The sequence below is a fragment of the Hyalangium ruber genome, assembly GCF_034259325.1.
Taxonomy (GTDB): Bacteria; Myxococcota; Myxococcia; order Myxococcales; family Myxococcaceae; genus Hyalangium_A; species Hyalangium_A rubrum.
The window spans coordinates 258,113-281,950 of record NZ_JAXIVS010000012.1 but is presented as its reverse complement, the minus strand read 5'-3'; the positions used below and the strand labels follow the sequence as shown (position 1 = coordinate 281,950).

Annotated in this window: 22 protein-coding genes; 11 read left to right on the top strand and 11 right to left on the bottom strand. The window is 68.6% G+C overall.

All coding sequences use genetic code 11. From position 1 onward, the window contains the following. Window positions 1-70: 70 nt before the first annotated feature. The 6 genes from SYV04_RS31045 to polA all read left to right on the top strand — a co-directional run bounded on the left by SYV04_RS31045 (window position 71) and on the right by polA (window position 10,087). Entirely contained in the window at window positions 71-976 is a 906-nt protein-coding gene (locus SYV04_RS31045; RefSeq protein ID WP_321549584.1) for an FHA domain-containing protein, read from the top strand. 103 nt (window positions 977-1,079) lie between these two features. After that, the gene (locus SYV04_RS31040; RefSeq protein WP_321549583.1) at window positions 1,080-1,616 is read left to right on the top strand and encodes an A24 family peptidase; all 537 of its coding nucleotides are present in this window, start codon (window positions 1,080-1,082) and stop codon (window positions 1,614-1,616) included. A gap of 32 nt (window positions 1,617-1,648) precedes the next feature. Beyond that, window positions 1,649-3,100 carry a type II and III secretion system protein family protein gene (locus SYV04_RS31035; RefSeq protein ID WP_321549582.1) on the top strand — a complete coding sequence of 484 codons (1,452 nt, stop codon included), beginning with the start codon at window positions 1,649-1,651 and terminating at the stop codon, window positions 3,098-3,100. Between the two features lie 137 nt (window positions 3,101-3,237). Further along, a complete protein-coding gene (locus SYV04_RS31030; RefSeq protein ID WP_321549581.1) occupies window positions 3,238-5,058 on the top strand; it encodes a TadA family conjugal transfer-associated ATPase in 1,821 nt (606 codons plus the stop codon). 8 nt (window positions 5,059-5,066) lie between these two features. After that, the gene (locus tag SYV04_RS31025) at window positions 5,067-7,316 is read left to right on the top strand and encodes an FHA domain-containing protein (protein ID WP_321549580.1); all 2,250 of its coding nucleotides are present in this window, start codon (window positions 5,067-5,069) and stop codon (window positions 7,314-7,316) included. A gap of 71 nt (window positions 7,317-7,387) precedes the next feature. Continuing rightward, window positions 7,388-10,087 carry a DNA polymerase I gene (gene polA / locus SYV04_RS31020; RefSeq protein ID WP_321549579.1) on the top strand — a complete coding sequence of 900 codons (2,700 nt, stop codon included), beginning with the start codon at window positions 7,388-7,390 and terminating at the stop codon, window positions 10,085-10,087. 312 nt (window positions 10,088-10,399) lie between these two features. On the opposite strand, the gene SYV04_RS31015 is transcribed toward polA, so the two are convergent. The 6 genes from SYV04_RS31015 to SYV04_RS30990 form a co-directional block, all read right to left on the bottom strand. Further along, window positions 10,400-10,915 carry a hypothetical protein gene (locus SYV04_RS31015; RefSeq protein WP_422723987.1) on the bottom strand — a complete coding sequence of 172 codons (516 nt, stop codon included), beginning with the start codon at window positions 10,913-10,915 and terminating at the stop codon, window positions 10,400-10,402. A 203-nt stretch (window positions 10,916-11,118) separates the two neighbouring features. Next, complete coding sequence (locus tag SYV04_RS31010) at window positions 11,119-12,255, bottom strand: peptidase MA family metallohydrolase (RefSeq protein ID WP_321549577.1); 1,137 nt, start codon at window positions 12,253-12,255, stop codon at window positions 11,119-11,121. A gap of 8 nt (window positions 12,256-12,263) precedes the next feature. Continuing rightward, on the bottom strand, window positions 12,264-12,563 hold the full coding sequence (locus SYV04_RS31005) for a DUF167 domain-containing protein (protein ID WP_321549576.1): 300 nt from the start codon (window positions 12,561-12,563) through the stop codon (window positions 12,264-12,266). Between the two features lie 3 nt (window positions 12,564-12,566). Next, complete coding sequence (locus tag SYV04_RS31000; RefSeq protein ID WP_321549575.1) at window positions 12,567-13,094, bottom strand: DivIVA domain-containing protein; 528 nt, start codon at window positions 13,092-13,094, stop codon at window positions 12,567-12,569. A 16-nt stretch (window positions 13,095-13,110) separates the two neighbouring features. After that, entirely contained in the window at window positions 13,111-13,944 is an 834-nt protein-coding gene (proC, locus tag SYV04_RS30995) for a pyrroline-5-carboxylate reductase (protein WP_321549574.1), read from the bottom strand. Between the two features lie 18 nt (window positions 13,945-13,962). Beyond that, window positions 13,963-14,460 carry a HEAT repeat domain-containing protein gene (locus SYV04_RS30990; protein WP_321549573.1) on the bottom strand — a complete coding sequence of 166 codons (498 nt, stop codon included), beginning with the start codon at window positions 14,458-14,460 and terminating at the stop codon, window positions 13,963-13,965. 103 nt (window positions 14,461-14,563) lie between these two features. Here SYV04_RS30990 and SYV04_RS30985 point away from each other — a divergent pair, with 103 nt between their 5' ends. The 3 genes from SYV04_RS30985 (at window position 14,564) to SYV04_RS30975 (ending at window position 17,127) form a co-directional block, all read left to right on the top strand. After that, window positions 14,564-15,922 (top strand): AHH domain-containing protein, encoded by a 1,359-nt coding sequence (locus SYV04_RS30985; RefSeq protein WP_479691450.1) that lies wholly within the window; start codon window positions 14,564-14,566, stop codon window positions 15,920-15,922. Window positions 15,923-15,933: 11 nt separating this feature from the next. Then, entirely contained in the window at window positions 15,934-16,497 is a 564-nt protein-coding gene (locus SYV04_RS30980; protein ID WP_321549571.1) for an imm11 family protein, read from the top strand. A gap of 105 nt (window positions 16,498-16,602) precedes the next feature. Further along, the gene (locus tag SYV04_RS30975) at window positions 16,603-17,127 is read left to right on the top strand and encodes a J domain-containing protein (protein WP_321549570.1); all 525 of its coding nucleotides are present in this window, start codon (window positions 16,603-16,605) and stop codon (window positions 17,125-17,127) included. On the opposite strand, the gene SYV04_RS30970 is transcribed toward SYV04_RS30975, so the two are convergent. The 3 genes from SYV04_RS30970 to SYV04_RS30960 are packed head-to-tail and all read right to left on the bottom strand — an operon-like array spanning window position 17,040 to window position 20,073. Beyond that, on the bottom strand, window positions 17,040-18,053 hold the full coding sequence (locus SYV04_RS30970; RefSeq protein WP_321549569.1) for a stage II sporulation protein M: 1,014 nt from the start codon (window positions 18,051-18,053) through the stop codon (window positions 17,040-17,042). The two genes, SYV04_RS30975 and SYV04_RS30970, sit on opposite strands and share 88 nt — an antisense overlap. Before the next feature lies 1 nt (window position 18,054). Beyond that, a complete protein-coding gene (locus tag SYV04_RS30965) occupies window positions 18,055-18,822 on the bottom strand; it encodes an RDD family protein (protein WP_321549568.1) in 768 nt (255 codons plus the stop codon). 45 nt (window positions 18,823-18,867) lie between these two features. Beyond that, complete coding sequence (locus SYV04_RS30960; protein WP_321549567.1) at window positions 18,868-20,073, bottom strand: glycosyltransferase; 1,206 nt, start codon at window positions 20,071-20,073, stop codon at window positions 18,868-18,870. 306 nt (window positions 20,074-20,379) lie between these two features. On the opposite strand from SYV04_RS30960, the gene fruA reads away from it, so the two are divergent. Further along, on the top strand, window positions 20,380-21,069 hold the full coding sequence (gene fruA, locus SYV04_RS30955) for a response regulator transcription factor FruA (RefSeq protein WP_321549566.1): 690 nt from the start codon (window positions 20,380-20,382) through the stop codon (window positions 21,067-21,069). A 247-nt stretch (window positions 21,070-21,316) separates the two neighbouring features. Continuing rightward, complete coding sequence (locus tag SYV04_RS30950) at window positions 21,317-22,339, top strand: tetratricopeptide repeat protein (RefSeq protein WP_321549565.1); 1,023 nt, start codon at window positions 21,317-21,319, stop codon at window positions 22,337-22,339. Between the two features lie 15 nt (window positions 22,340-22,354). Here the strand turns inward: SYV04_RS30950 and SYV04_RS30945 are convergent, their stop codons facing one another. Both SYV04_RS30945 and SYV04_RS30940 read right to left on the bottom strand, forming a co-directional pair. Then, window positions 22,355-22,903 (bottom strand): non-canonical purine NTP pyrophosphatase, encoded by a 549-nt coding sequence (locus SYV04_RS30945; protein WP_321549564.1) that lies wholly within the window; start codon window positions 22,901-22,903, stop codon window positions 22,355-22,357. After that, window positions 22,903-23,754 carry an SIR2 family protein gene (locus SYV04_RS30940; protein WP_321549563.1) on the bottom strand — a complete coding sequence of 284 codons (852 nt, stop codon included), beginning with the start codon at window positions 23,752-23,754 and terminating at the stop codon, window positions 22,903-22,905. Before SYV04_RS30940 ends, SYV04_RS30945 begins: the two co-directional genes overlap by 1 nt. Between the last annotated feature and the right edge of the window lie 84 nt (window positions 23,755-23,838).

Below are 23,838 nucleotides of genomic sequence, written 5' to 3'. Positions count from 1 at the left end.
ATAGGTAACTGGGCGCGGCGGGAGTCCTCTGCTATCGTTTCCTACCTCAAGCTTCCGCGAGTCGAGACCGATGATTGACCAGAACTCCCGCCCCGCTCGCAAGGTCGGCATTGCCGACCACCTGTGGGAGACGTTCGAAGAGATGGCCCAGCAGATGGGCTCGGACCGTGACGCGCTGATCAACCAGGCGCTGTTCATGTTCGCCCGCCTCAATGGCTTCCTCGAGGTGGGCAAGTCCGCCCGGGCCGAAGCCTCGGCACCGCTCAACGTGGTGCCGTCCAACACGCCGCCGCCGGCCTCGTCGCGCCCCTCGGCCGCCTCGCCCGCGGTGGGCAAGAACGGACCGCCGGTGCTCGCCGCTGCCCCGGCGCCCGTCAAGCCCGCGCCCATGCGCGACGAGCCGCCGTCGCGCCAGCCGCCGCGCCCGGTGGACGATCGCCCCTCGGCCAATGCGCTGGACAATGATCCGGTGCGCCGCGAGGTCGCCGAGCGCGTGCTGGAGACGGCCGCCGAGCTCGAGCGCCTCATCAAGGGCAAGAACGAGCCGCCTCAGCCGGTGGACGACGACGCCGTGGACGAGGAGGAGGCTCCGCCCGAGCCGCCCGAGGACTCCGGCCTGGAGGACATGGGCGACGAGCCGCAGGACCAGGACGAAGAGCCCATGGAGGACGAGGAGCCCGCCGACGAGGAGGAGGGCGCCGCGCTCTACCTCATCAGCGAGGCGGGTGATCAGCAGAAGATCGCCAACGATCGCTTCGTCATCGGCCGCGGCAAGCACTGCGACTTCGTCATCAACTCCGGCAAGGTGTCCCGCGAGCACGCGGTGATCCTCCGCGAGGGCTCCGACTACTTCATCGAGGACCTGGGCTCGTCCAACGGCACCTGGTTCAACAAGCAGCGCATCAAGCGCCGCAAGGTCGAGGACGGGGACGAGTACTTCATCTGCAGCGAGAAGATCCGCCTCGCCGTTCGCTGAAGATTCCGGTGCCTTCCTGGGCCTCCGGATGTTCGCCAATTGACGGAATGCAGGGCTCCCTGATTTAGTCTGGGAGCCTGTCCGCCGGTCGGACAGGCGACGGATGACGCCTGTTCAGATCGCGCTGTGGACAGTTCTGGGAGTGGCCCTGGTGATCTCGGTGGTGACGGATGTGTTGCGCCACCGGATCCTCGATGTCGTCACCTATCCCCTGATGGTGGTCGGGCTCGGAACGCGCCTGGCGGTGGAGGGCGTGGGTGGCATCGAGACAGGGTTGATCAGCGGGCTGGTGTCGGGGTTGGGGTTGGCGGCGCTGCTGTTGCCCGGAGCGCTGCGCGGGAAGATGGGCTGGGGCGACGTGAAGTTGATGGGCGGGGTGGGGGCGGTGCTTGGCTTTCCAGCGGTGATGGCGGCAGGTGCCTTCATCTCGCTGGCGGGGGCCTTCCAGGCGGTGGTGACGCTGATCTGGAAGGGCGAGGTCTGGGACACGCTTGCCGCCGCGGGACGGCGCTGGGCGATCAAGGCCCGCTTGCTGCGCGAGGACTCAACACCCGCCGCGCAGCGGCACATCCCCTACGGGGTGGCCATCGCCCTGGGAACTTTCTGGGCCATGTGGTGGCAGCAGACAAACTCGGGTTAGCTCGGATTCGACGCGCAGAGGGGACTTGCACGATGTTCACACGCATCACGCACCACGCCGTAGCGCTGGGCTTTGTCCTGGCCCTACTCGTGGGCAGCTCCGCGGTTGCTCAGGACGGAAGCACCATCGCCCTCGGCGTAGGCACGCAGAAGGTCGTCACCATTCCCGGCATCACCCGCATCGCTCTGGGTGATCCCGGCATCGCCGAGGTGAAGACCATCGGCAACAACCAGGTCCTCATCATCGGCCAGGCCGAGGGTAAGACGACGCTGCTCATCTGGAAGAGTTCGGGCCAGCGCGTCAGCTACCTCATCGCCGTGCGCCGGCAGGACCCCAACGAGATCATCGCCGAGATCAAGAAGCTGCTCGGCGAGATCGAAGGCGTGTCCGTCCGCATGGTGGGTGACCGCATCTACCTGGACGGTCAGGCGTACACCACGCAGGACGCCGACCGGATCGAACAGGTGGTGTCGCTGTACCCCAACGTGAAGAGCTTCGTGAAGATCGCGCCCAACGCCAAGAAGCTGGTGGCGCAGAACCTGAACGCGGCCTTCCAGAAGGCGGGCCTGCGCAACGTGCAGGCCAACGTGGTGGGCTCCACCATCTTCCTGGAGGGCTCGGTGGAGAGCCAGCAGGACCTGCAGAAGGCGGAGCTGATCACCAAGGCCATCGGCGAGAAGGTGGAGAACCTGCTGGTGGTCGGCATCAAGCGGATGATCCTCTCCGAGGTGCAGTTCGTCGAAATCCGCCGCAACGCGCGGGACCGCTACGGCATCCGCTACCCCACGGACATCACCGGCAGCGTGTCGGCCATCGCCAACATCTCCCAGGAGCTGTTCCCGGGCACGTTCGGCTCGGGCACCTCGGGCATGAGCATCAACGCCAGCGCGGACACCTCGATCGGCTTCCAGATCAACGACGGTTACGGCCGACTGCTCGCGCAGCCCAAGCTGGTGTGCGCCAGCGGTGAGAAGGCCGAGTTCCTCGCCGGCGGCCAGGTGCCGATCCCGCTCATCACCAACAACCAGTTCTCGGTGGAGTTCAAGCCCTACGGCGTCATCCTCAACCTGCGCCCCACCGCGGACCGCAACGGCAACATCCAGACGGAGATCGAGGCGGAGGCCTCGGAAATCGACACCTCTGTGGCGGTGTCCTTCGGTGGTTCGGCCTCGGTGCCGGGCTTCCGTACCCGCAAGGTGAAGACGAACGTGACCGTGCGCCACGGCGAGACGATCGTCCTGTCGGGCGTGTTCAGCCACGATGAGCAGAAGGCCGTGTCGAAGATCCCCGGCCTGGGTCACATCCCCGTCGTGGGCGAGCTCTTCAAGAGCCGCGCGTTCGACTCGACCAAGCGCGAGCTGGTCATCTTCGTCACCCCGCGCATCGTCAACCCGGACTCGGACAAGATCCGTACGATCATCGAGGACGTGAAGAGCCGCTACAAGCAGGCCCGCAGCGAGGTCAACTTCAACATCTTCGACTGAGCGCGCACGCTCGCCTGCTGTCTAAAGGGCCGGCCTCGTCTCCCGATGGGAGGTGGGGGCCGGCCCTTCACTTTTAGCTCTGCCAAAACCACGCCACCCTCTTTGAGGGAGCGGAGGCGCTTGGTAGCATCCGCGGCATGTTTCTAGTCACGCTCGCCGAGAAGGGTGGCGGCACGGAGCAGATCGAGTTCGAGAAGAACGAGATCACCATTGGCCGTCTCGCCGGGAACGACATCGTTCTGGGCAAGGGCAATGTCTCCAAGTACCACTCCCGCATCGTCTCCAAGGACGGCAAGGTCATCATCGTGGACATGAAGTCCACGAACGGCACCTTCGTGAACGGCAAGAAGATCGCCGCTCCGCAGGTGCTCAAGCCCACCGATAAGATCTACATCGGTGACTACATCATCAACGTGGAGCCCCTGCCGGAGGGGGAAGCACGCGGGGATGAGGCGGACGGCGAGGAGGAGGCGCCTCCCGAGGAAGAGCAGTACGACGAAGGGTATGACGAGGGTGGCGAGGAGGGCTTCGAGGACGAGGAGCCCTACGAGGATGAGCCCGCGCCTGCTCCCGTGCCCGCGCGCGCCGCGCCGCCTCCGGCCGCGCCCGAGCAGAAGAAGCACATGCCCGCCTCGCTCGCGGCGGCGCTGCAGAAGAACAAGCGCAAGGTGGATCCGCGCATCGAGCGCTACACGCGCTTGCAGAAGGAGATCCACGACCGGCTCATCGAGTACCTCGACCTGCGCCGCATGGACATGGACCGGCTCGGCGACGAGGAGTTGTGGCGCCGCACCGAGAAGGCCATCCGCGACATCATCGACCAGATGGACGCGGACCAGGAGCTCCCGGAGGACGTGGACCGGGAAGAGCTGCTCACCGACGTCATCAACGAGGCGCTGGGCCTGGGGCCCCTCGAGGCGTTCCTCGCGTCGGAAGAGATCAGCGAGATCATGGTGAACCACGCCAACCAGATCTACATCGAGCAGCGTGGCCAGCTGACCCTGTCGGAGAAGACGTTCTCCTCCAACCAGGCGGTGCTGGGCGTCATCGAGCGCATCGTGGCTCCGATTGGCCGCCGCATCGACGAGTCCAGCCCGCTGGTGGACGCGCGCCTCAAGGACGGCAGCCGTGTGAACGCCATCATCCCGCCGCTGGCGCTCAAGGGCCCGTGCATCACCATCCGCAAGTTCAAGAAGGACGCGCTGAAGATCCAGGATCTGATCAAGTACAAGACCGTCACCGCGCAGATGGCCGAGTTCCTGGAGATGTGCGTCAAGGCGCGCAAGAACATCGTCATCTCCGGCGGCACGGGCTCGGGGAAGACGACGACGCTGAACATCATCAGCTCGTTCATCCCCGAGGGTGAGCGCATCATCACCGTGGAGGACGCCGCCGAGCTGCAGCTGCCTCAGGAGCACTGGGTGCAGCTCGAGAGCCGCCCGCCCAACCTCGAAGGCAAGGGCGCCATCACCATCCGCGACCTGGTGAAGAACTGCCTGCGCATGCGGCCCGACCGCATCGTCGTGGGCGAGTGCCGCTCGGGTGAGACGCTGGACATGCTCCAGGCCATGAACACCGGCCACGACGGCTCGCTCACCACGCTGCACGCCAACACGCCGCGTGACGCGATCGCCCGGCTGGAGACGATGGTGCTCATGTCCGGCATGGAGCTGCCGGTGAAGGCCATCCGCGAGCAGATCGCCAGCGCCGTTCACATGATCGTGCAGCAGACGCGCTTCGCGGACGGCACGCGGAAGATCTGCTTCATCACCGAGGTGTCCGGCATGGAGGTCGACATCGTCACCCTCCAGGACATCTTCTATTACAAGCAGGACGGCTTCACGGAGGACCACAAGGTGCGTGGTCGCTTCCTGGCCTCCGGGTTCGTGCCCAAGTTCTATGACGACCTGCAGCGCAAGGGCATCCCGGTGAACATGAGCATCTTCCGCGAGGACTAGAGCCCGCCATGCCCACACTGGTCGTCCGTCACCCAGACGGAAATGAGAGCGAGCACGACCTCTCTGGCGAGCTGAAGATCGGCCGCCAGGAGGGCAATGATCTGGTCCTCACCGCGGGAGGGGTGTCGCGCAAGCACGCCCGCTTCTACGTCGAGGGCGGCAAGGTGCTGGTCGAGGATCTCGGCAGCGCCAATGGCACCTATGTAGACGGTGAGCGCGTCACCGAGGCCACGGTGGTGACGCCGCAGGCGCAGGTGGTGCTCGGCGACTACGAGCTGAAGCTCAAGGCCGGGGCCCGCGCCGCCAGCGGCCCGCGCAAGGCCGCCACGCGCTCCGTGCCGCCCTCCGGCGCGCCCGAACTGGGCTCGGAGGAGGGCGCCCCTCGCTCCACCAAGGCCCTGCCCACCGTGCGGCCCGCCCGTCCTCCGGGCTCGGCGCTGGCCAAGAAAGAGCGCCCCGCTCCGGGTGGGGCTCCCGCGCCCAATCTGGGGCCGGTGCTGCGCGGGCTCACGGGCCCGTGGGCCAACAAGCTCTACCCGATCCGGGGCAAGCTGCTGGTGGGGCGTGCGCCGCCCGCCGCGGTGCTCCTCGAGGACGACTCGCTCAGCCGCAAGCACGCGGAGCTGGAGCGCAACCCTCGCGGCAACATCTTCCTGCGCGATCTGGGCAGCTCCAACGGCACGCTCCTCAACGGCGAGCGCATTGGCCAGGAGCCCGTGGAGCTCGCCGCGGGCGACATCATCCAGTTCGGCATGGTGGAGGTGGTGTTCGAGTCGGGCGAAGAGCAGTCCGAGGGCCCCAAGCGTCGCGGCTCGGCCTCGACGCCCAAGCGGAGCGGGGCCGCGGCGGCCTCGGCGCCGGCGCCGGCGGGAGGCTTGCTCGCCCAGCGCAAGAAGCTGCTGGTGGGCGTCGGTGGCCTGGTCGGGCTGCTGCTGGTGGCGGGCATCGTCAAGGCCGCCACCGGCTCGAGTGGAGGCACGCCGGCGGGTGGGGCAGGGGGCGTGGGCTCTCCGCCTCCGAAGGTCGATACCTCCGAGGCGCTCCAGGAGCTGTTGAGCGAGTGCCGCTCGTTCGCCTCGATGGAGATGGGCAACGAGCCCAACTGGGAGAAGGCCGACGCGGCGTGCGACAAGGCGCTCAACATCGACCCCATCAACGTCGAGGCCAACAGCCTCATCAAGCGCATCAAGGTCGAGAAGGAGGCCTCCACCTACTTCTTCCAGGCCGAGAAGGCCCTGGCGCGCCTCAAGGAGGAAGAGGCGCTCGACATGCTTCAGAAGATCCCCAAGGAGAGCCAGTACTTCCGCCGCGCGAAGATCAAGGTGCGCGACGCGCTGGAGCTGGTGAAGAGCAAGGCGCTGGATGACTGCAAGCGCTACATGCGCGACCAGCAGTGGACCGCCGCCGTGCCCCGGTGCGACCGGTACATGGGCTTCTGGTGCCAGACGGTGCAGCGCGAGGACATCGAGCCGCCCATCGGCTTCACCCTCTCGCTGGAGGGCCGCCTCGGCCGCCGCGAGTGGCGCCCGAAGGACAAGCTCTTCGTCCAGTTCCTCCAGGCCCGCAAGAAGCTGGATCCCACCTCCGAGGCCTGGAAGTGCCCGGAGTCGGAGTTCGGTCCGGACCCGACGGCGATTCCCAAGCCCGAGGATGACGTGAAGCGCATCTTCCGCGAGCGCTACCCCAACAACCTCGTGTACGCCGCGATGCTGGACTACTGGGGTGGCCGCGGCAACGAGGCGCTCGCCACGCTCCAGAAGCTGCGCTCCAACTACGAGCTGGCCCAGTTCCACGGCCAGGCCGACGATCTGATCAAGAAGGTCGGTACCGTGGATCAGCTCTTCAAGAACGGTGAGGCCGCCCTCCAGCTCGAGGACGTGGAGCGCGCCGCCGAGCCCATGGCCGAGGCCCTGGAGGTGGACAAGCAGCTCATGGGTGACCTGTGGGAGCGCACGCCGTCCTTCTATCGGCGCAACATCCAGCAGGACATCGCCTCCAACGCCTTCATCCGCGGCAAGCACTGGGCGGATCGCGAGGACCGGCGCCGAGGCTGCAAGGTGTGGAAGCTCGGCTTCCAGTTCTACAAGGGCAACACGGACCTCAACCGCGTGGTGGGCTTCTGCTCCACCCAGGGCCTGCGGGCGCTGCAGACCGCGGGCGGCTGCAGCGATCTCCAGGCGGCCGAGGACTTCGCCGTGCCGGGCGACGGGCTGGCCGAGAAGATCGTCGCCGCCAAGGAGCAGATGAAGTGTAAGTGAGCCCGAGGCGCCCTTCGGGGCGCCCGGTGCGTACCGTGGACAGGGGAGGGCAGGCGCGCTAAGGCCGGGGCATGGTCCCGAGCTCCTCGGCTTCCGCGCCGGTCCTGACCCTGATCGACGCCTCCGGCTTCATCTTCCGCGCCTACCACGCGATTCCTCCGCTCTCCACGAGCAAGGGGGTGCCCACCAACGCCGCGCTCGGCTTCGCGCGCATGGTGCTCAAGACGCTCAAGGATCTGAAGCCCACGCACATCGCGCTGGCCTTCGACAAGGACAGCCGCGCCGAGCGGCAGAAGATCGATCCCAACTACAAGGCCCACCGCGAGGGTCCGCCCGAGGACCTCGTGCCCCAGTTCGAGCTCATCCGCCGTGTGGCGGACGTGCTCAACCTGCCCATCCTCGAGATGCCCGGCTGGGAGGCCGATGACGTCATCGGCACGCTGGCCACGCGCGCCAAGGCCGAGGGCTTCTGCGTCCAGGTCGTCACCGGGGACAAGGACTTCATCCAGATCGTCGACCAGGACGTGCGCCTGTTCGATCCGATGAAGGACGTACACACCGGCCCGGACGAGGTGAAGGCGCGGCTGGGCATCGAGCCCAAGCAGATGCGCGACTACCTGGCGCTCATCGGCGACGCGGTGGACAACATCCCCAAGGTGCCCGGCATCGGCCCCAAGACGGCGGTGGAGTTGCTCCAGCAGTTCGGCGACGTGAACGGGCTGCTCGCCCGCCTGGACGAGGTGAAGAAGCCGAAGATCCGCGAGGCCCTGTCCACCCACCGTGAGGGGTTGCTCAAGGCCTGGCAACTCGTCGCCTTCAAGACGGACCTGGAGCTGAAGGTCACCATCCCCGAGCTGGCTCGCCGCCCCATCGACACCGCGCGCGCCAAGCAGCTCTTCACCGAGCTGGAGTTCTACCGGCTGGTGAACGAGCTGCCCGAGGACACCGCCGCTCCCAAGCCCGTGGAGCCCGCGGTGCCCATGGCCCCCGCCCAGCTCGTCACCACCGAGCAGGAGCTCCAGGCGCTGGCGGACGCGGCCCGGAAGGATGGGGCGCTCTTCCTGGTGCCGGCCTACGAGGGCATGCCCTTCACCGCGCCGCTGGTGGGTCTGGGGCTCGCGCTGGCGGATGGCCGTACCGCCTACGTGCCCCTGCGCCACCAGGTGCTCGGCTCGACGCAGGTGGCTCCGGCGCGCTTCTCCGCCGTGATGGGCGAGCTGCTCGCGGACCCCCAGGTGAAGAAGGGCGGGCACGATCTCAAGGCGCTCTCCCTGGTGCTCTCCAACGCGGGGATGACGCTCAAGGGCGCCCATGACGACGTGGAGCTGCTCAGCTACCTGCTCAACCCCTCGCGCCGGGAGCACGCGCTGACCGACCTGTCCCGCGAGCGGCTCAACACCGAGCTGGCCGCGTTGCCCGCCGTCACCGAGGGCAAGAAGGGCAGGGCGCTGGCGGACCACAACCCCGAGGAGATCTCCACGGCGTACGCCTCTCGCGCGGACGCGGCGCGCAAGCTCGCCCCCAAGCTCTGGGAGGACCTGGAGGGCGTGGCGCTGGCGAAGCTGGCCCGCGAGCTGGAGCTGCCCCTGCTGCCAGTGCTGGCGCAGATGGAGCGGCGGGGCGTGAAGCTGGACACCGCCGTGCTCCAGACCATCTCCACCAAGGTGGACGCCGAGTGCGAGGGGAAGATCCAGAACATCCACAAGCTCGCGGGGCGCGAGTTCAACGTGGGCTCCAACCCTCAGCTCACCCAGGTGCTCTACACGGACCTGGGGCTGCCCGTGCTCAAGCGCGGCAAGACGGGGCCCTCCACGGACCAGGAGGTGCTGGAGAAGCTCGCCGAGCAGCACCCGCTGCCGGGCGCCATCCTCGAGTACCGCTCGCTGTCCAAGCTCAAGAGCACCTACCTGGACACCCTGCCCACCCTGGTGGCCCGGGACGGCCGCATCCACACCACCTACCACCAGGCGGCTACCGCCACCGGGCGCCTGTCCTCCTCGGATCCCAACCTGCAGAACATCCCCGTGCGCACTGAGCTGGGCCGGGAGATCCGCCGCGCCTTCGTCGCCGAGCCGGGCCACCAGCTCGTCTCCGCCGACTACAGCCAGGTGGAGCTGCGGCTGCTGGCGCACATCGCCGAGGACCCGGTCCTCATCGACGCCTTCGAGCGGGACGAGGACATCCACAGCCGCACGGCGGCGGAGATCTTCGGCGTAACTCCGGACAAGGTGGACCGGGACCAGCGCCGGGTGGCCAAGACGGTGAACTTCGGTATCGCCTACGGCCTGTCACCGCACGGCCTGTCCACGCGCCTGAGCATCCCCGTGGAGGAGGCGCGCGACATCATCGAGCGCTACTTCACCCGCTACGCCGGCATCCGCCGCTACCTGGAGGAGACCGTCGAGCGCGCCCGGAAGACGGGCTACGTGGAGACGATGTTCGGCCGGCGCCGGCTCATGGCGGACCTGCACGCGAAGAACCGGCAGATTGCCCAGGCCGCCGAGCGCGCCGCCATCAACATGCCCATTCAGGGCACCGCCGCGGACCTCATCAAGAAGGCCATGCTCGAGGTGGACGAGGCGCTCACGCGGCAGAAGCTGCGCACGGTGATGCTGCTGCAGGTCCACGACGAATTGCTCTTCGAGGCTCCGGACGAAGAAGTGGAGACCGTGAAGGAGCTGGCGCGCCGCTGCATGTCCTCGGTGGCCACCCTCAAGGTGCCGCTCAAGGTGGACGTGGGCGCGGGCAAGACGTGGGCGGACGCCCACTGAACGACGGACCCCCAAAAAGTCACAGGAGGGAGCGTCTACCCCCGAAGACGCTCCCTCCCGAGTTCCCCCTCCCTGCAACTGCATCCCCAGACTGCGACAACACGGCCGACCCGTCCGGCCGACAAGAGGCGCGCGGACCCCCATCCACGCGTTTCCCGTGCGGCCCCTTCGTGCGCTCACCCACCCCCGTAGGGAGCACACCCCGTTTCGCGCCGCCTGGGCTCCCCATAGCCCGGCAGCACGCCCCCATCCTCCGCCGGCCCTCGGACGCTCCCTTGCGGCAGCATCAAGCCGGACGGGTCGGCACTCCCGTTAGTGGAGCGCGGCTCGTGCAGCCTCGGCGCCCGGGCGAGCCCGGGCCTCCGTCGGCCGCTCGAAGCACTCCACCACCAATCCTCCGAAGGGAACGCGCGGCCCCTCGGCCGACGCATCCACCATGCGCTGCAACAGCGCCACCGCCGAATCCACCGCCTCGTCCAGGGCGCGGTTCACCACCGCGCGCTCCGGATCCCCACCCCCCAGCACCTCCACCGCATCCACCAGGCAGCGCCGCAGCACCGCGAACTCGTCATAGAGGGCCCGCGCCCCGCGCTCCGGAGACAGGCGCAGCACCGCCCGCGTGCGGCTCCAGGGGCTCGTCTCGTCCCCGCCGATGCTCAGCCCCAGCTCGCGGATGAACGGCTCCACCAACCCATCCAGCAGGCTCGGCGGCGGGTGCATCTGCGAGCTGCCCATGCACCGCACCCGCCTCCACGCGGCGGCCAACCGGTCCGGCTGCTGGGTGAAGACCCGCGCCACTCCTACTGCCCGCCTGCTTCGTTCCGTCATTTCCGCCGTCCTCCGCATCGCGAGCCCAGACAAAGCAAGTCGCTGGCCAACGCGCTCGGAGTCGTAAAACTCAAGAAATACAGACCCTTGGACAGATCCACTGCCCAGGAGGGGGGGCGTGGAGCCGTAATTTCTCCGGTAGAGGTTCCGAAAGGATGGACGTGGGAAGGGCTTTTCCTACCGTCCACGCCCCTGACGGTGGGTCAGTGGAGGGTGGGCTTGGGAGGCCGCGTCCCGTCCGCCGCGAAGTCCTCGGGGAACTCGCGAGGCTCTTCCCGGCGGGGCACCTCGGCCCACTCGGGCGGGGAGGTGTCCTGCGGCGGCGGCGGTGGCAGGCCCTGCTGCGCGGCCTCGGCGGCCAGCACCCGGAGCGCGGCGGCCTCAGCGGCATCCTCGGCGGCCTCTTCGGCGGCCATGGCCTCCAGGCGGGCGGAGTGCTGGTGACGGCGGCGGATGTAGGCCACCACGCACAGGGCGGGGGCCAGCAGCCACACCAACTGCATGCTCGTGGTGAGCGGCAGCCAGCCGAAGCGCGTGGACAGGCCCTCGCTCCAGGCCGTCTCCTCCACCGAGAGAGAGGAGTGGAAAGCCTTGCCGAACGCCGTCTCGAAGCGCTCGCCCGCGGACACCCCGTCCAGCAGCTCCCCCATGGCTCCCGGGCCGTGGCGCCCGGCCAGGTACGCCACGAAGTCGGCGCTCTGGGCGTAGGCGATCTCCACGTCCGCGCGCATGTCCGGCCAGCCGTCGGCCAGATCCTCGAAGTGGAAGACGTGATCCTGCGCCACCGCGCGGAAGAGGGCCGCGTAGTGGGTGACGGCGATGCGCTCGCCGGTCAGGTGCTGGGCCATGCCCTCCTGGAACCAGCGGGGCCAGGTGCGGCCCAGTTGCCCGAGCGCCACGTGGGCCAGCTCGTGCCGCAGGGTGATGGGGCCCTCTGGCCCCTTGAGGCTCAGCGCGTCCAGCAGGACGATGCCGTGCGTGGGGTAGGCCAGCGCCACGGCCCAGCGCGGCGGGCGGCCTCCGGGCAGGGCCAGTGCCTCGTACTCCTCGCGCCCCACGCCAATGCGGATCTCCGTGATGCCGGGCCAGTCGCGCCCGAGCACCTTCACGAAGGACTCGCGCACCGTCTCGATCTCCTGGGCCAGGGCCCGGGCCGAGCCCTCGGCGCGCTTCGTATAAAGGATGCGGAAGCGCGGGGTGGTGACTTCCCCCGCCACGGTGTCCGGCAGCGCCCGGGGCACCAGGGCCGGCTCCTCCTGACCATGGGTGCTCGCGCCCCCCTCCTGGGCAAGAGCCAGGGGCGCGGCCAGGAGCACGGACAGGAGCAAAAGCAGGCGCATGACGAGACTCACGGTCCCGTAGACATAACAGCCTCGACCTGTGCGGCATCAACTCCTTGGATGACCACACGCTTGCGACGCGACGCGTCACCGGCGACCAGGGTCACCTGTCGTCGGGGGACTCCCAGGAGCTTGCTCAGGAACTCCACCAGGGCCGCGTTGGCCTCTCCGTCCACCGGGGGCGCGGCGAGCTGGATCTTCAAGAGCCCATCGTGCTCGCCCACCACGCGGGTGTGTGAGGCGCGGGGCTGCACGAGCACCGCCACCTCCACACCGCCCGGCACGGGCTTGAGCCAGGGCGGCGCCACGGACTACTCGCCGTTGGTGGCCTTCTTCTGGGAGAGGAAGGACACGTTGTCTTCGATGCGGGCGTAGTCGCGGTCGGCGAAGCTGGGGGTGCTGAAGGTCTCCAGCAGCTTGCGGTGGGCGTCTACGACCGAGCGCACCTGGGACTCGAACTGGGTGCGCTGGCGCTTGAGCTCGTTGATGTCCTCGACGACTTGCACGAGCTTCTGGTGGGCGCCGTGGACGATCTTCTCCGCCTGGTGCTCGGCGTCGGCGATGATGATCTCCGCCTCCTTCTTGGCGGCGTCCTTGAGGTCCTCGCTGATCTTCTGCGCGGTGACCATCGTCTCCTGGAGGGTGCGCTCGCGCTCCTGGTACTGCTCGATGCGCAGCTGGGCGCGCTTGAGCTCTTCCTTGAGGGCGATGTTCTCCTTGACGACTTCCTCGAACTCCCCGGCGAGCAGCTCCAGGTAGGCCTCCACCTCGCGGCGGGAGAAGCCTCGGAGGGCGGTTTCGAACCGCTTCTGGCGGATGTCGAGCGGGGTGATCTTCATGGAGGCCGAGTATAGGTCAGCGCTCGGACTTCTCCAGGAACTGCTCTCCCAGCTCCTTGGCGCGGCGGGTGGCGGCCTCCACGGCGTTGATCAACGTGGTGCGCAGCCCGCCTGCCTCCAGGGTATGCAAGCCAGCGATCGCGGTGCCGCCGGGGCTGGTCACCTGGTCCTTGAGGTGGCCGGGGTGGGCGTTGGTCTCAATGAGGAGCTGGGCGCTGCCGAGCACCGTCTGGGCGGCGAGCTTCAGGGCGGTGTAGCGGGGCAGTCCCACCTTCACCCCCGCGTCCGAGAGCGCCTCGATGACGAGGAAGATGTAGGCGGGGCCGCTGCCCGACAGGCCGGTGACGGCGTCCAGCAGGTTCTCGTCCACCACGGTGGTGATGCCCACGGACTGGAAGATGCGGCTGGCGACGGCGAGATCCTCTTCGCTGGCGTGCTCGCCCCGGGACAGGGCGCAAGCGCCCGCGCCCACCAGGGAGGGGGTGTTGGGCATGGTGCGGATGATGCGGGCCCCGGCCCCGAGCCGGCGCTCCAGGGCGGCGATGGGGACGCCGGCGGCCACGGAGATGAGCAGCTTGCTGTGGTCGAGCGCGGGGGCCACCTGGACGAGCAGCTTGTCCATGGCCTGCGGCTTGACGGAGAGCACGACGATGTCGGCCTGGCGCGCGGCGGCCACGTTGTCCAGGGTGGTGCGCACGCCATAGATGCGCTGCATCTCCTCGAGGCGATCGGCGCGCCGGCCGGTGGCGATGATGGACTCGGGGCGCGCGGTTCCGGCGCGCAGCAGGCCCTTGATGAGGGCCTCGGCCATGTTGCCGGTGCCGAGGAAGGCGATGGTGCGATCGAGCATGGAATGAGACTCCGGGGGTTACTGGCGGGGGCCGCCCCAGCGGGCCGCCACATTGAGCGCGGCGGACTGGATGGCCAGGGGTAGACGGGGATCCTTGGACGCGGCCTCGACGGTGGCGCGGGCGCTGGCGGTGCGCTGGTAGAGCAACCCATCCAGGGCCTGGATCTTCAGGGTATCGGGCAGCTTGGGGTGGCGCACCACGGCGGAGAGGATCTCCTCGGCGCGGGGGTGCTGGAAGAGGGCCACGGCGCGCAGGGCGGCGGCCTGGACGCGCGGGTTCGGGTCCCACAGCAGCGTGGCGAGCGGGTTGAGGGCGCGCGGGTCACCCAGGAGCGCCAGGTCCTCGATGGCCATGGCGCGGATTTCCTCGGGAGTGGGCTCGGAGGCCCACAGCAGGCCTCGCAGGAGCGCGGCATCCGGGCCCACGGGAGCGCCAGTGGCGGCGGACTCGGGGGCGCTCTGGGCGAGCGTGGGGGAGGCGGCCAGCAAGAGGCCGGCGAACAGGAGGTAACGCATGGCGTGCCTCGGAAGAGGGGATGGAGGGGTTTTACCAGCCCTCGGACGAGACGGGATCGGCATTCGCCGTCATTTCTACGGGTTATCGCGGATACTTCGGAGCATGGAGAGAACGCGCTCAGCCCTGCTCATGGCCCGCGTATCGCTGTGCATGGCTGGGGCTCTGTCTCTCGTTCTGTCTTCGTGCGCAGCGTCCCTGGAAGGGGGCGCTTCTTCGAGCAGAACTCATTCGGCAGCGCAGGGAGCGGTGGAGGTGAGTGAGCTGCCTGGTGGCGAGCTGCGGCTCTCCTTCGAGCCACTGCCTCCCGATCTGGCACATGGGGCACTGCGGGTGGAAGACGCCCAAGCGGTGCTTGCGGTGCTGGATGAGGCGCTCCAGCAGGCCGCGGCGTCTCCACCAAGGACCATCGTGCTCGCTGCGAAGCGCTGGGGCTCGGCTGCTGGTACACGCTCCGCGTGGGAGGAGCGACTGCGCGCGGAGTTCATCGCCCGATACGGCCCGCCGCTGCTCCCCCTACCAGAGGTGCTGGAGAAGAGTCGGCTCTACATGGCGCTCAAGGTGTCACCGCGCTACATGGGCGCAGGCTTCCGAGGAGCGGCGCAGGAGTTGTTCCAGTCGCCAGTGTTCCGGGCCAGCGTGGCGCTGTCGATCCTGGTGTACTTCGCGGCGTGGACGGTGCCCGAGCCATTCTTCTCGAAGTCCTTTGCCGCTGCGCTGACGGTGAGACTGGCCCTATTGGTGGGGGCGTTGGAGTTGCGGCACGTGGCGCTGGCCTGCCTGCGACTGTATGAGGAGGCCGAGGCCGCCACGACGGTGGAAGAGCTGGAAGCGGTGGCGGAGCGCTTCGGGAGGGCGGTAGGGGGCACGGGGCTGCGGGTGTTGGTGATGGTGGCCAGCTTCGGTGTCGGTAGGGCGCTGCCTCGAGTACCGCCGGGAGGACTCTTGGGAATGATGGGTCCCCCTCGGTACGCGGTGGCTGGAGGGCTGACAATGGGTGCCTCGATGACGGCGCATGCGGTCGCCGACGGCACGCTGGTTGTGGCGGGTGCGGCGATGGGCACGGCGGCCAGCTCGGCACAGGGAGATGCGGGAGCGGCCTGCACCGATGGCACTCAGAAGAAGGACGGCTATCGCTGGCACCACCTGGCCACGGATAAGAACGACACCTCGACGGCGCGAGGAGGCCCCTGGACGCCGCTATTCGAGGAACTCTTCGCCAGAGCGGGGATGGGGCTGGGTGCGGCAGAGAACCGTGTCTATCTCCGAGCGCATCAAGGGCCTCATCCCCAGGCGTACCACGAGGAAGTCTTCCAAAGACTTCAGCAAGCGCTCGCGCTGTGCCGCACCACGGAACAATGCCGCACCCACCTGGTTCGAGAGCTCAGGATGATCGCGCGAGATGTCTGTACACCTGGAACTCGGCTCCATCGACTGCTGACCCAGGCTCGGGCTGAACCTTAGGGGGCACGGGAATGGCGCGATATTTCGAGCTGCGCAGCAACATGCTCATTCCTGGGCGGTGGGTCTTGAAGAGCCCCTTCGACGCGCATGGGCGCGAGGTGGATCCCTGGCAGTTCGTTGAGGGCCGTGCTGTCGAGCTGAAAGAAGTGCCTCGGCTTGAGGTGTCGCTTCCTGGGCGCCCCCTCGACTTCAGCCTCACGGGCCTGGGCGTCATCGTCGTGCATGGCCGCGTCGCTCGGCTCTTCGAGCGCGAGGGGATTGGCGAGGCGCAGTTCCTGCCCGCCAAGGTGGAAGTTCACCCGGAGCCCTACTTCATCCTCAATCCCCTGCGCGTCATCCGCTGCATCGATGAGGCGCGCTGCGAGGAGGTGCAGCGCTTCACACCCGAAGATGGTCAGCCGGAGAAGGTGGGCCAGTACCGGGTCGTCGCCGGCCTGCGCATCGACCCCACGAAGGTGGAAGGGGCCCGCATCTTTCGCCCCTGGGGCTGGACGGTGGCCCTCATCGTCTCCGAGAACCTGAAGCAGGCCATGGAGCAGGAGGGCCTCACCGGCACCCGGTTCATTGAGGTCTAAGGCGCCGCCGCTACCGCTCGACTGACATTTTCTTGACGGGATCGCCGATCGTGAGAGGGTGTCGGTGCTACAGGCGTGTTGCGCCTACAGGAGAGCGAAGCGGCCATGAGCGCGGCAGCGGTGAACTGGCAGACCCTGGAGAACGTCGAGGTGGAGTGTACCCACTGCCATGTCCGGATGACCCTGCACGAGGGCACCGGGCGGCGGGTGAAGTACTTCCGCTGTGGTTCCTGCCACCGGTGGGTGTCCAGCACCTATACGGACATCTTCCGCACCGACGCCAAGGTGCGCACCCACCCCGCCAAGGACACCTCCGCCGAGGACGCCAACTTCATCCAGGTGAAGGACCGGCTGGAGCGCTGGCTGTCCGCCCTGGAGGAGCAGGACCCGTACCACGTGCTGGGCGTCTCCCCGCTGGACTCGCCGGACGCAGTGCGCACCCGCTACCGCGAGCTGGCCATGGAGCGCCACCCGGACCGCGGCGGCTCGGCCGAGAAGATGCGCGAGCTGAATGACGCGTACGAGCGCATCCTCCGCCACCGTCAGCGCAAGCGCGAGGAGGCCGCCGCCCAGCGCAGGCTCACCGAGGACTCGGTCATGTCGTCGGCCCTCCCGGCGCGCAGCAGGTAGAGCCAGAACAGCCCCCCGAGCGTCAGCCCCAGCGACACCTTGAGCCAGGTGGGGAAGAGGTTGCCGGGGGAGATGTAGCCCTCCACCACGCCGATGCAGGCCAGGAACGGTGCGCAGCCGAGCACCAGCTTCACCGCCGCCTTGCCGCGCACCGTGAGCGCTTGTGCGCGAGGCAGCTCGCCCGGGTCGATCAGCGCCTGCCCGAGGATGAGCCCCGCGCCGCCGGCGATGACGATGATGGACAGCTCCACCGGCCCGTGCGCGGAGACGAAGTCCAGCAGCCCCAGGCCCATGCCCTGGTGGACACAGTGCGCGGCGGTGGCGCCGATCATCACCCCGTTGTTGACCAGGGTGAACACCGTGCCCAGGCCGAAGACGATGCCCGAGGCGAAGGCGAAGATGATGACGGTGAGGTTGTTGGTGGCGATGCCCGAGGCCACCGCGTTGGGCGGAGCCACCGAGAGCAGGTCATCGGTCCACATCCGCCCCTCGGCCACGTAGTTGCGCACGCCCTCGGGCACCAGCAGCTCCGCGCCGCGCGGCTCCAGGAGCACCACCAGCGAGCCCAGCAGCAGGCCGAGGATGAAGAAGGCCGCGCTCACCGCGACGAAGCGCCCCTCGGCGCGCAGGGTGGCGGGGAAGTCGCGCCGGAAGAAGTCGCGCACGGCGACCCAGCGCTCCCGGGGAGGCTGGTAGATGGCGCCGTAGGCCTGGCCACAGAGCTGGTTCAGGAAGCGGTGCGCGTCCGTGCCCGGATAGAACGTCTGCGCGTGCGCCAGGTCCGCCGAGGCGCGGCGGTACAGCGTGTCCAGCGTGCGCAGCTCGGCCAGGCGCAGGGTGCCGGCGCGCTGGCGGGAGAGCAGCGCCTGGAGGGCCTCCCAGTCCGGGCGGCGCCGTGCCACGAAGGCGGGCAGGGGCGCGGCCACCTCAGTGTACCGCCTGCGCGCGGGCCCGCAGGAAGCCCTCGATGGACTCGGGGGAGGCGAGCACCGCGGCGCGCTCTCCCTCCGCCAGACCACCGAAGCGCTCCACCATGCGCGTGCCCAGTCGCAGCCGCGCCTCGGGCAGCAGCCAGGGGGCGCGCTCCAGGAAGGCGAGGATCAGCTCCACGTCCTCGGAGCTCAGGCGCCCCTGTCCATGGGTACCCGCCACGGGAACGGCCGAGGCCTGCGCGGACGCGGTGTACTTGTCCAGGTCGAAGCGCTCCTCGCGCACCAGCAGTGTGCCGGCGACGAGGTCACCCAGCCGGCGGTGCTGCTGGGTGAAGAGCATGCTGATGCAGCCGGTGGCGTAGAGCAGGGGCAGGAAGTCCACCGCGCGCAGCAGGTTGCGCACCGCGCTCTCGTACACACCCACCGGCGAGCCGTCCGCGCGCACCACGCGGATGCCCACCAGTCGCTTGCCCAGCGTCTGCCCGTTGAAGAACACCTCGGCGAGCGTCCAGTACATCCACTGGGTGGCGAAGACGCCCACCACCAGCAGCGTGCGCATCAGCCCGGACAGCCCTCGGAACAGACCGACCATGTCCGAGACGAGCAGCGACAGGACGAAGTAGGCGCTCACCCAGAAGAAGAACAGGAGCGTCGCGTCGATGAGCCAGGCGAGGCACCGGTAGCCGATGCCGGCCACGGGCAGGGAGAGCGACACGCGCTCGGGCGTGGCGACGTCGAGGCTGGGAGATGAGGCGGAGACCATTCCGCCCCCCAGCATACGCCGTCCCCGCCCGTCGGGAACCGAGGTTCAGTGAGGCAGCAGCCGCTGGTACAGCGTCTCGTGGTCGGAAATCATCCGGGTGACGTTGAGCTCCCGGGCCACGAAGGAGCGCGCCCGCGCCCCACGAAGGGCCGCTTGCTTGGGGTCCTCCAGCGCCTGCACCAGCGCCTCCGCCAGCGCCTCCGGGGACTTCGGAGGCACGAGCCACCCGCGCTCTCCCTGGGCCAGCAGTTCGGGGAAGCCACCAACCGCCGTGGCCACCACGGGCAGTCCCGTCGCCATGGCCTCGAGCAGGGCCAGCGAGCGGCCCGTCGTCGTCCCACAGCGGACCGCCACCCGAGCCCGAGCGAGCACGGCGGGCACGTCCACCCGGTAGCCAAGGAAGTGAACCCCGGAGGACAGCCCCAGCTCCCGGGCCTGCTGCTCCAGCATGGGGCGGCGAGGCCCCTCGCCCACGAAGAAGGCCTGCACCGCTGGGAAGCGCTGGCGGACCTGGACGAGGGCGTGGAGCAGATCCTCCTCGCGGCTCGACGGATCCACCATGCCCCCCACATGAACGAGCACGGGGGCCGCGAGGACGGGGGGCAGGGGCCGCTGGAGCCCGGCCCGAGCGGCCAGCTCGAAGCGTTCGAGGTCGAACCCGGCGGGGATGACACTGATCCGATGGTCAGGCATTCCCTCTTCGGCGACGAGCTGGTGGCGCGTGGCTTCGGTGTCCGCCACGACGTGGCGGGCGTGCCGGGTGAGCCACCGGAGTGCCGCGCGCCGGGTCCGGTCCTGGTCGGGGCCGGGCACCGGGCTCATCCGGTCCATCACCACCACGCAGCCCACCCGGAGCGCCGCCGGCATGGCGACGAGCGCCGAGGGCGTGTCATGGACATGCAACACATCCACCCGCGTCGCGCGCAGCCACGCCTCGAAGGTATCGGCCGCGGGCTCGCCCTTGACCCGCTGAGCCCGGTGCTGCCGGAACTCCAGGGGCATGACGCCCAGCCGCTCCACGGTCTCGCGCAGGGGCCCCTCGTTCTCGAGCACGGCCAGGAGCTGTCGGTGGTGCCGGGGCAGCCCTCGCAGCAGCGCCACCATTTGATCGCCCACCCCGCTGGCCCACAGCCCTTGCGCGAAGTGGGTGATGCGCAGCGGCCGCGCCGGCAAGGGGAGGGCCAGCTCCCGAGACTGTGTCAGGAGGTGGAACCCGGTCGGGCGCGGGCTGTTCTCAGATGGCCAGCGCATGACGAGACGCCTCGGTGAACATCAATGCCTCCTTGAGGCACAGTGGAGCGGCAAGCTAGGGAGTGACCCTCCGACTCAGACATCGCCCCGAGGGAAGATCGGCCTGTCCTTCAGCGAACAAGGTCCATGCCTTGACGTCGTGTACCCCTGGACTCAGGGCCGAGGAGTGGCCACTTGACAGTCCGGCTCGGCATGAGTCGCAAGTTGCCCAGCAAGAGTGGTAATTTACTCTCAAGCTGGCGATGCCGAGCCAGTGAGTCGAAAAAAATAATCCGTCACTAGCCATGACAGAGCGGGGGGCTTTCCATGGCAATGAATCAAGTGGCTGTACGTGTGTCTATTCTCGAAGGGCCTTGGTCCGCGTACCAGGGACTCGTGGACGGACTCCGAGGTGAGGGGCTTCAAGTCTCATCCGTGTCGCGCGATGTGCGCACGCTTCTCGACAGCTTGGGGACAGATCCTCCCCAGGTGGCCATTCTGGATGTCGAGGCCGAGAGCGATGCCACGGTCGGGTGCTCGGTGAACGAAGGACTCAACCTGCTGCGCGAGGCACGCAAGCGCCGGCTGGAGGTCCGAATGCTGATGCTGTCGGCGGTCAGCGCCCCGGAGATCATCTCGCAGTGCTTCGAGGAGGGTGCCTCGGGCTACCTCTTCCGAGCGGGGCTGAACACCGGCGCGGTGGTGTCCGCGGTCCAAGGGCTGGTGCGTGGAGAGCGCCTGTTCCCGGTGCAATTGCTGCGCAACGATCTGGAGCACCCGCCCGTGGCGGTACAGCCCTCCAGCGTCCTGAACTCGCTCACGCAGCGCGAGCGGGAGGTGCTGGCCTACGTGGCTGGCGGCGCGGACAACCTGAAGATCGCCGCGCACCTGCAGATCGCAGAGCGCACGGTGAAGTCCCACGTGACGCAGCTCTACCGCAAGCTGGGCGCTGAGAACCGGACCCAGTTAGCGCTGCGCGCCTGTCACCTGGGCGTGCGTCCGCCGGCAGACCTCTGACCGGCCCACCCTCTCCTGAAAGGGAGGGGGAGCAAAAGAGGTGCCCACAGGGCCTCCGCGCACCGTCGCGGGGGCCCCAGGGGCTCCGTCTGCCCTTATGCTGGGAGTTCCTTCCACGCAGAGGGCTCTCATCTTGGTTCGCTATCTTCTCGTTGCCGCCTGTCTGCTCGGAGTGGGTTGCGCCTCGGCGCCCAAGCCGGCGCCTACGTCCACCTCGGAACCCGCGCCGGGTCCCGAGCGCCCCGTCGTGTCCGCGCGACAGGAGGACTCCGGGCGCCGCCCGTACCTCACGCCCGCGCAGGTGATGAAGTGGATGGAGGACTCGAAGGTCCAGTACCGCCTGGACCCGAAGGACTCACCGCCCGGAGGCTGGGCCGAGGAGCTGTGGCCCCTGCGGGTCGAGCCGCTCGCGGCGCCACGCGTGGCGGTGGACGACGGGCAGCGGGTGCTCCAGGAGTGGCCCGGCAATCCGAAGGCGGAGGCGTTCGTCCTCCAGGCCGAGGAGCACTACCGGGCGCGTCGCTACGCCGAGGCGGCCCGGCTCTACGAGCAGGCGCTCACCGAGTGCCCGGATTGCTACCTGGCCCGGGCCTACCTGGGAGACGCCACGCTCTTCGGTGGGGATGCCGCGGGGGCGCTCGTCCACTACCAGAAGGCGGCGGAGACCAACCCTCACGACTACCGGCTCTACTACTTCCAGGGCAGCGCACTCGCGCGGCTGGGCCGGATGGACGAGGCCGTGGAGGCGTGGATCTGGTCGCTCGTCCTGTTCCCTCGCAACCCCGTGCTGCGGCAGTTCTTCCAGCAGCACCCGGAGCTGGGGCTGGTGGTGCTGGACGACGTGCTCGCGCCCCGGGGCTTCGCGCGCAAGGAGGGCGAGGAGGTGATCGTCGAGTTCGATCCGGACTACGGCGCCGCCTGGCTCGCCTTCGCCAATTGCAAGGCGCTCTGGCTCGGGGAGCCGACGCACCGCCAGGAGATGACGGGTACCACCGAGCGGCACTTCTCCTCGGTGGAGGAGACCGAGTGCCTGGCCTCGACGGCGGTGGTGCATGAGGGGCAGAAGAATCAGAGTGAGGAGGGGCCCACGGACGCCTCGCTGGATCGGCTCACGGCCGTCATCCGCGATGGGATGATCACCGAGCTGGTCCTCTTCGAGCTGGCCGCGCGAGTCCACCCCCAGTACACCCTCACGCTCGCCGATGAGGACCGCCAGCGGCTGCGGGAGTACGTGGTCCGGCACGTGCTCCTGCCCGTGGGCCGGCGTTGAGGACTCCCGCGAGGGCTACAGCCCCAGCTTCTGGCGCAGCTCCGCGAAGGCCTGCCCCGAGGCGGAGACGCGCAGCTTCTCGTCGAGGGGCAGCTCAGCCAGCGTCCGCGTGTCTCCCTTTGGGATGAAGACGGGATCCCAGTGGAACCCCCCGGTGCCGCGAGGCTCGGGCGCCAGCTCTCCCTCGACCTCCTTGAGGATGATGACGCGCCGGCGACCGTCGCAGTAGCAGAGGGCGCTGCGCGCGCGGCTCGTGCGCGGCTGCCCGGTGGGGACGAGCGTGCAGAGCCGGTTGCCCAGCGCCATCCACGTCGGCTTGACGAGCGCGCCGGGGATGCCGTTGAGGAAGTCGATGCACAGCGCGCCGTGCTCGACGATGACGGGCATGCGGGTGGAACGGTAGGCATCGGCGGCCTTGGCCAGCACCACCCGCTCCAGATCGGTGTCAAGGATCTCGATGATCGGATGGCGCAGGATGCGCAGCCGCTGGCTGCCGGAGAAGAGGTGCTGGACCTCGCGGATCTTCTCCTCGTTCGTCGAGTTGTAATACCAGGTGGTCGCCATCAGGGGCTCCCGGGGGACTGGATGCGCTGGAGCAGGTCGGTGACGCTGGCGTTCTTGTCCTCGGGATCGAGCAGGATCATGTCGATGTTCCACTGCTCCAGCAACTCGGGCTGGATGGGGCCCGCGCCGAAGGCGGCGAAGTAGCAGCGCCGCGCGTGCGGGCGCCGGCCGAGGGGCTGGCCCTGGAGGCGCAGCTGGTGCATCCGGTACCAGATGTAGCGGATGTTGGTGTCGCTGAAGCTGTAGCCCAGGAACAGGAAGCTGTTGCTGAGCAGGTCGGCGCGCAGGCGCTGATCCACGGGCGCCTCCAGCGCCATCCGCCGGAAGTAGGAGCTCTCGGTGAGGACGATCGTCTCCGGGTGGGTGAGGGTGCCGTGGAACTTGATCACCTCGCAGGTGCCGGGCTCGCGCCGGCCCTGGAAGTCCTCGAAGGAGGCCAGCACGGCGACCTTCTTCTTCGCGTCGCGCAGGGCCCCCTCCACGTGCGAGTCGTAGTTGGTGGTGTAGACGGTGCGCCAGTCGAGGCCCGCCAGGGCCTGGTGCGTGCTGGAGGCCCGTCGCGCGCGGACGGCTTCCTCCGAGTCGAAGCGCCGCGTCATCTCGTAGACCAGGTGCTGGAAGTTGTTGTGGTCGGAGATCTGGAAGTACTCGGCGAGCTGCTCGTAGCGCCCGTGCAGGTGGAACAGGTCCGTCTCGAAGTCGAGGCGCTCGGCCATCCAGCCGACCAGCTCGCTCCAGTCCGGCAGCCGCAGCGGCTTGGAGAAGCCCGCTCCCAGGAAGGGGACGAGCCGCCCGTCCTTGTACTCCTGATGCAGGTGGGGACCGGCTTCGGCGGCGGACAGGACGGCCATCATTCCTCCAGGCGAGCCAACAGCCTACCTGTCAGAGGGGGGAGTCGGAGGCGGAAGTGTGCCAAGCTCACCGCGCTTTTTCTG

Bases quoted from the DNA above. Each gene is read 5' to 3' on its own strand.
- SYV04_RS31045 (WP_321549584.1), top strand. From the start codon at position 71: ATGATTGACCAGAACTCCCGCCCCGCTCGCAAGGTCGGCATTGCCGAC.
- SYV04_RS31040 (WP_321549583.1), top strand. From the start codon at position 1,080: ATGACGCCTGTTCAGATCGCGCTGTGGACAGTTCTGGGAGTGGCCCTG.
- SYV04_RS31035 (WP_321549582.1), top strand. From the start codon at position 1,649: ATGTTCACACGCATCACGCACCACGCCGTAGCGCTGGGCTTTGTCCTG.
- SYV04_RS31030 (WP_321549581.1), top strand. From the start codon at position 3,238: ATGTTTCTAGTCACGCTCGCCGAGAAGGGTGGCGGCACGGAGCAGATC.
- SYV04_RS31025 (WP_321549580.1), top strand. From the start codon at position 5,067: ATGCCCACACTGGTCGTCCGTCACCCAGACGGAAATGAGAGCGAGCAC.
- polA (WP_321549579.1), top strand. From the start codon at position 7,388: ATGGTCCCGAGCTCCTCGGCTTCCGCGCCGGTCCTGACCCTGATCGAC.
- SYV04_RS31015 (WP_422723987.1), bottom strand. From the start codon at position 10,915: ATGACGGAACGAAGCAGGCGGGCAGTAGGAGTGGCGCGGGTCTTCACC.
- SYV04_RS31010 (WP_321549577.1), bottom strand. From the start codon at position 12,255: ATGCGCCTGCTTTTGCTCCTGTCCGTGCTCCTGGCCGCGCCCCTGGCT.
- SYV04_RS31000 (WP_321549575.1), bottom strand. From the start codon at position 13,094: ATGAAGATCACCCCGCTCGACATCCGCCAGAAGCGGTTCGAAACCGCC.
- proC (WP_321549574.1), bottom strand. From the start codon at position 13,944: ATGCTCGATCGCACCATCGCCTTCCTCGGCACCGGCAACATGGCCGAG.
- SYV04_RS30990 (WP_321549573.1), bottom strand. From the start codon at position 14,460: ATGCGTTACCTCCTGTTCGCCGGCCTCTTGCTGGCCGCCTCCCCCACG.
- SYV04_RS30985 (WP_479691450.1), top strand. From the start codon at position 14,564: ATGGAGAGAACGCGCTCAGCCCTGCTCATGGCCCGCGTATCGCTGTGC.
- SYV04_RS30980 (WP_321549571.1), top strand. From the start codon at position 15,934: ATGGCGCGATATTTCGAGCTGCGCAGCAACATGCTCATTCCTGGGCGG.
- SYV04_RS30975 (WP_321549570.1), top strand. From the start codon at position 16,603: ATGAGCGCGGCAGCGGTGAACTGGCAGACCCTGGAGAACGTCGAGGTG.
- SYV04_RS30965 (WP_321549568.1), bottom strand. From the start codon at position 18,822: ATGGTCTCCGCCTCATCTCCCAGCCTCGACGTCGCCACGCCCGAGCGC.
- SYV04_RS30960 (WP_321549567.1), bottom strand. From the start codon at position 20,073: ATGCGCTGGCCATCTGAGAACAGCCCGCGCCCGACCGGGTTCCACCTC.
- fruA (WP_321549566.1), top strand. From the start codon at position 20,380: ATGGCAATGAATCAAGTGGCTGTACGTGTGTCTATTCTCGAAGGGCCT.
- SYV04_RS30945 (WP_321549564.1), bottom strand. From the start codon at position 22,903: ATGGCGACCACCTGGTATTACAACTCGACGAACGAGGAGAAGATCCGC.
- SYV04_RS30940 (WP_321549563.1), bottom strand. From the start codon at position 23,754: ATGGCCGTCCTGTCCGCCGCCGAAGCCGGTCCCCACCTGCATCAGGAG.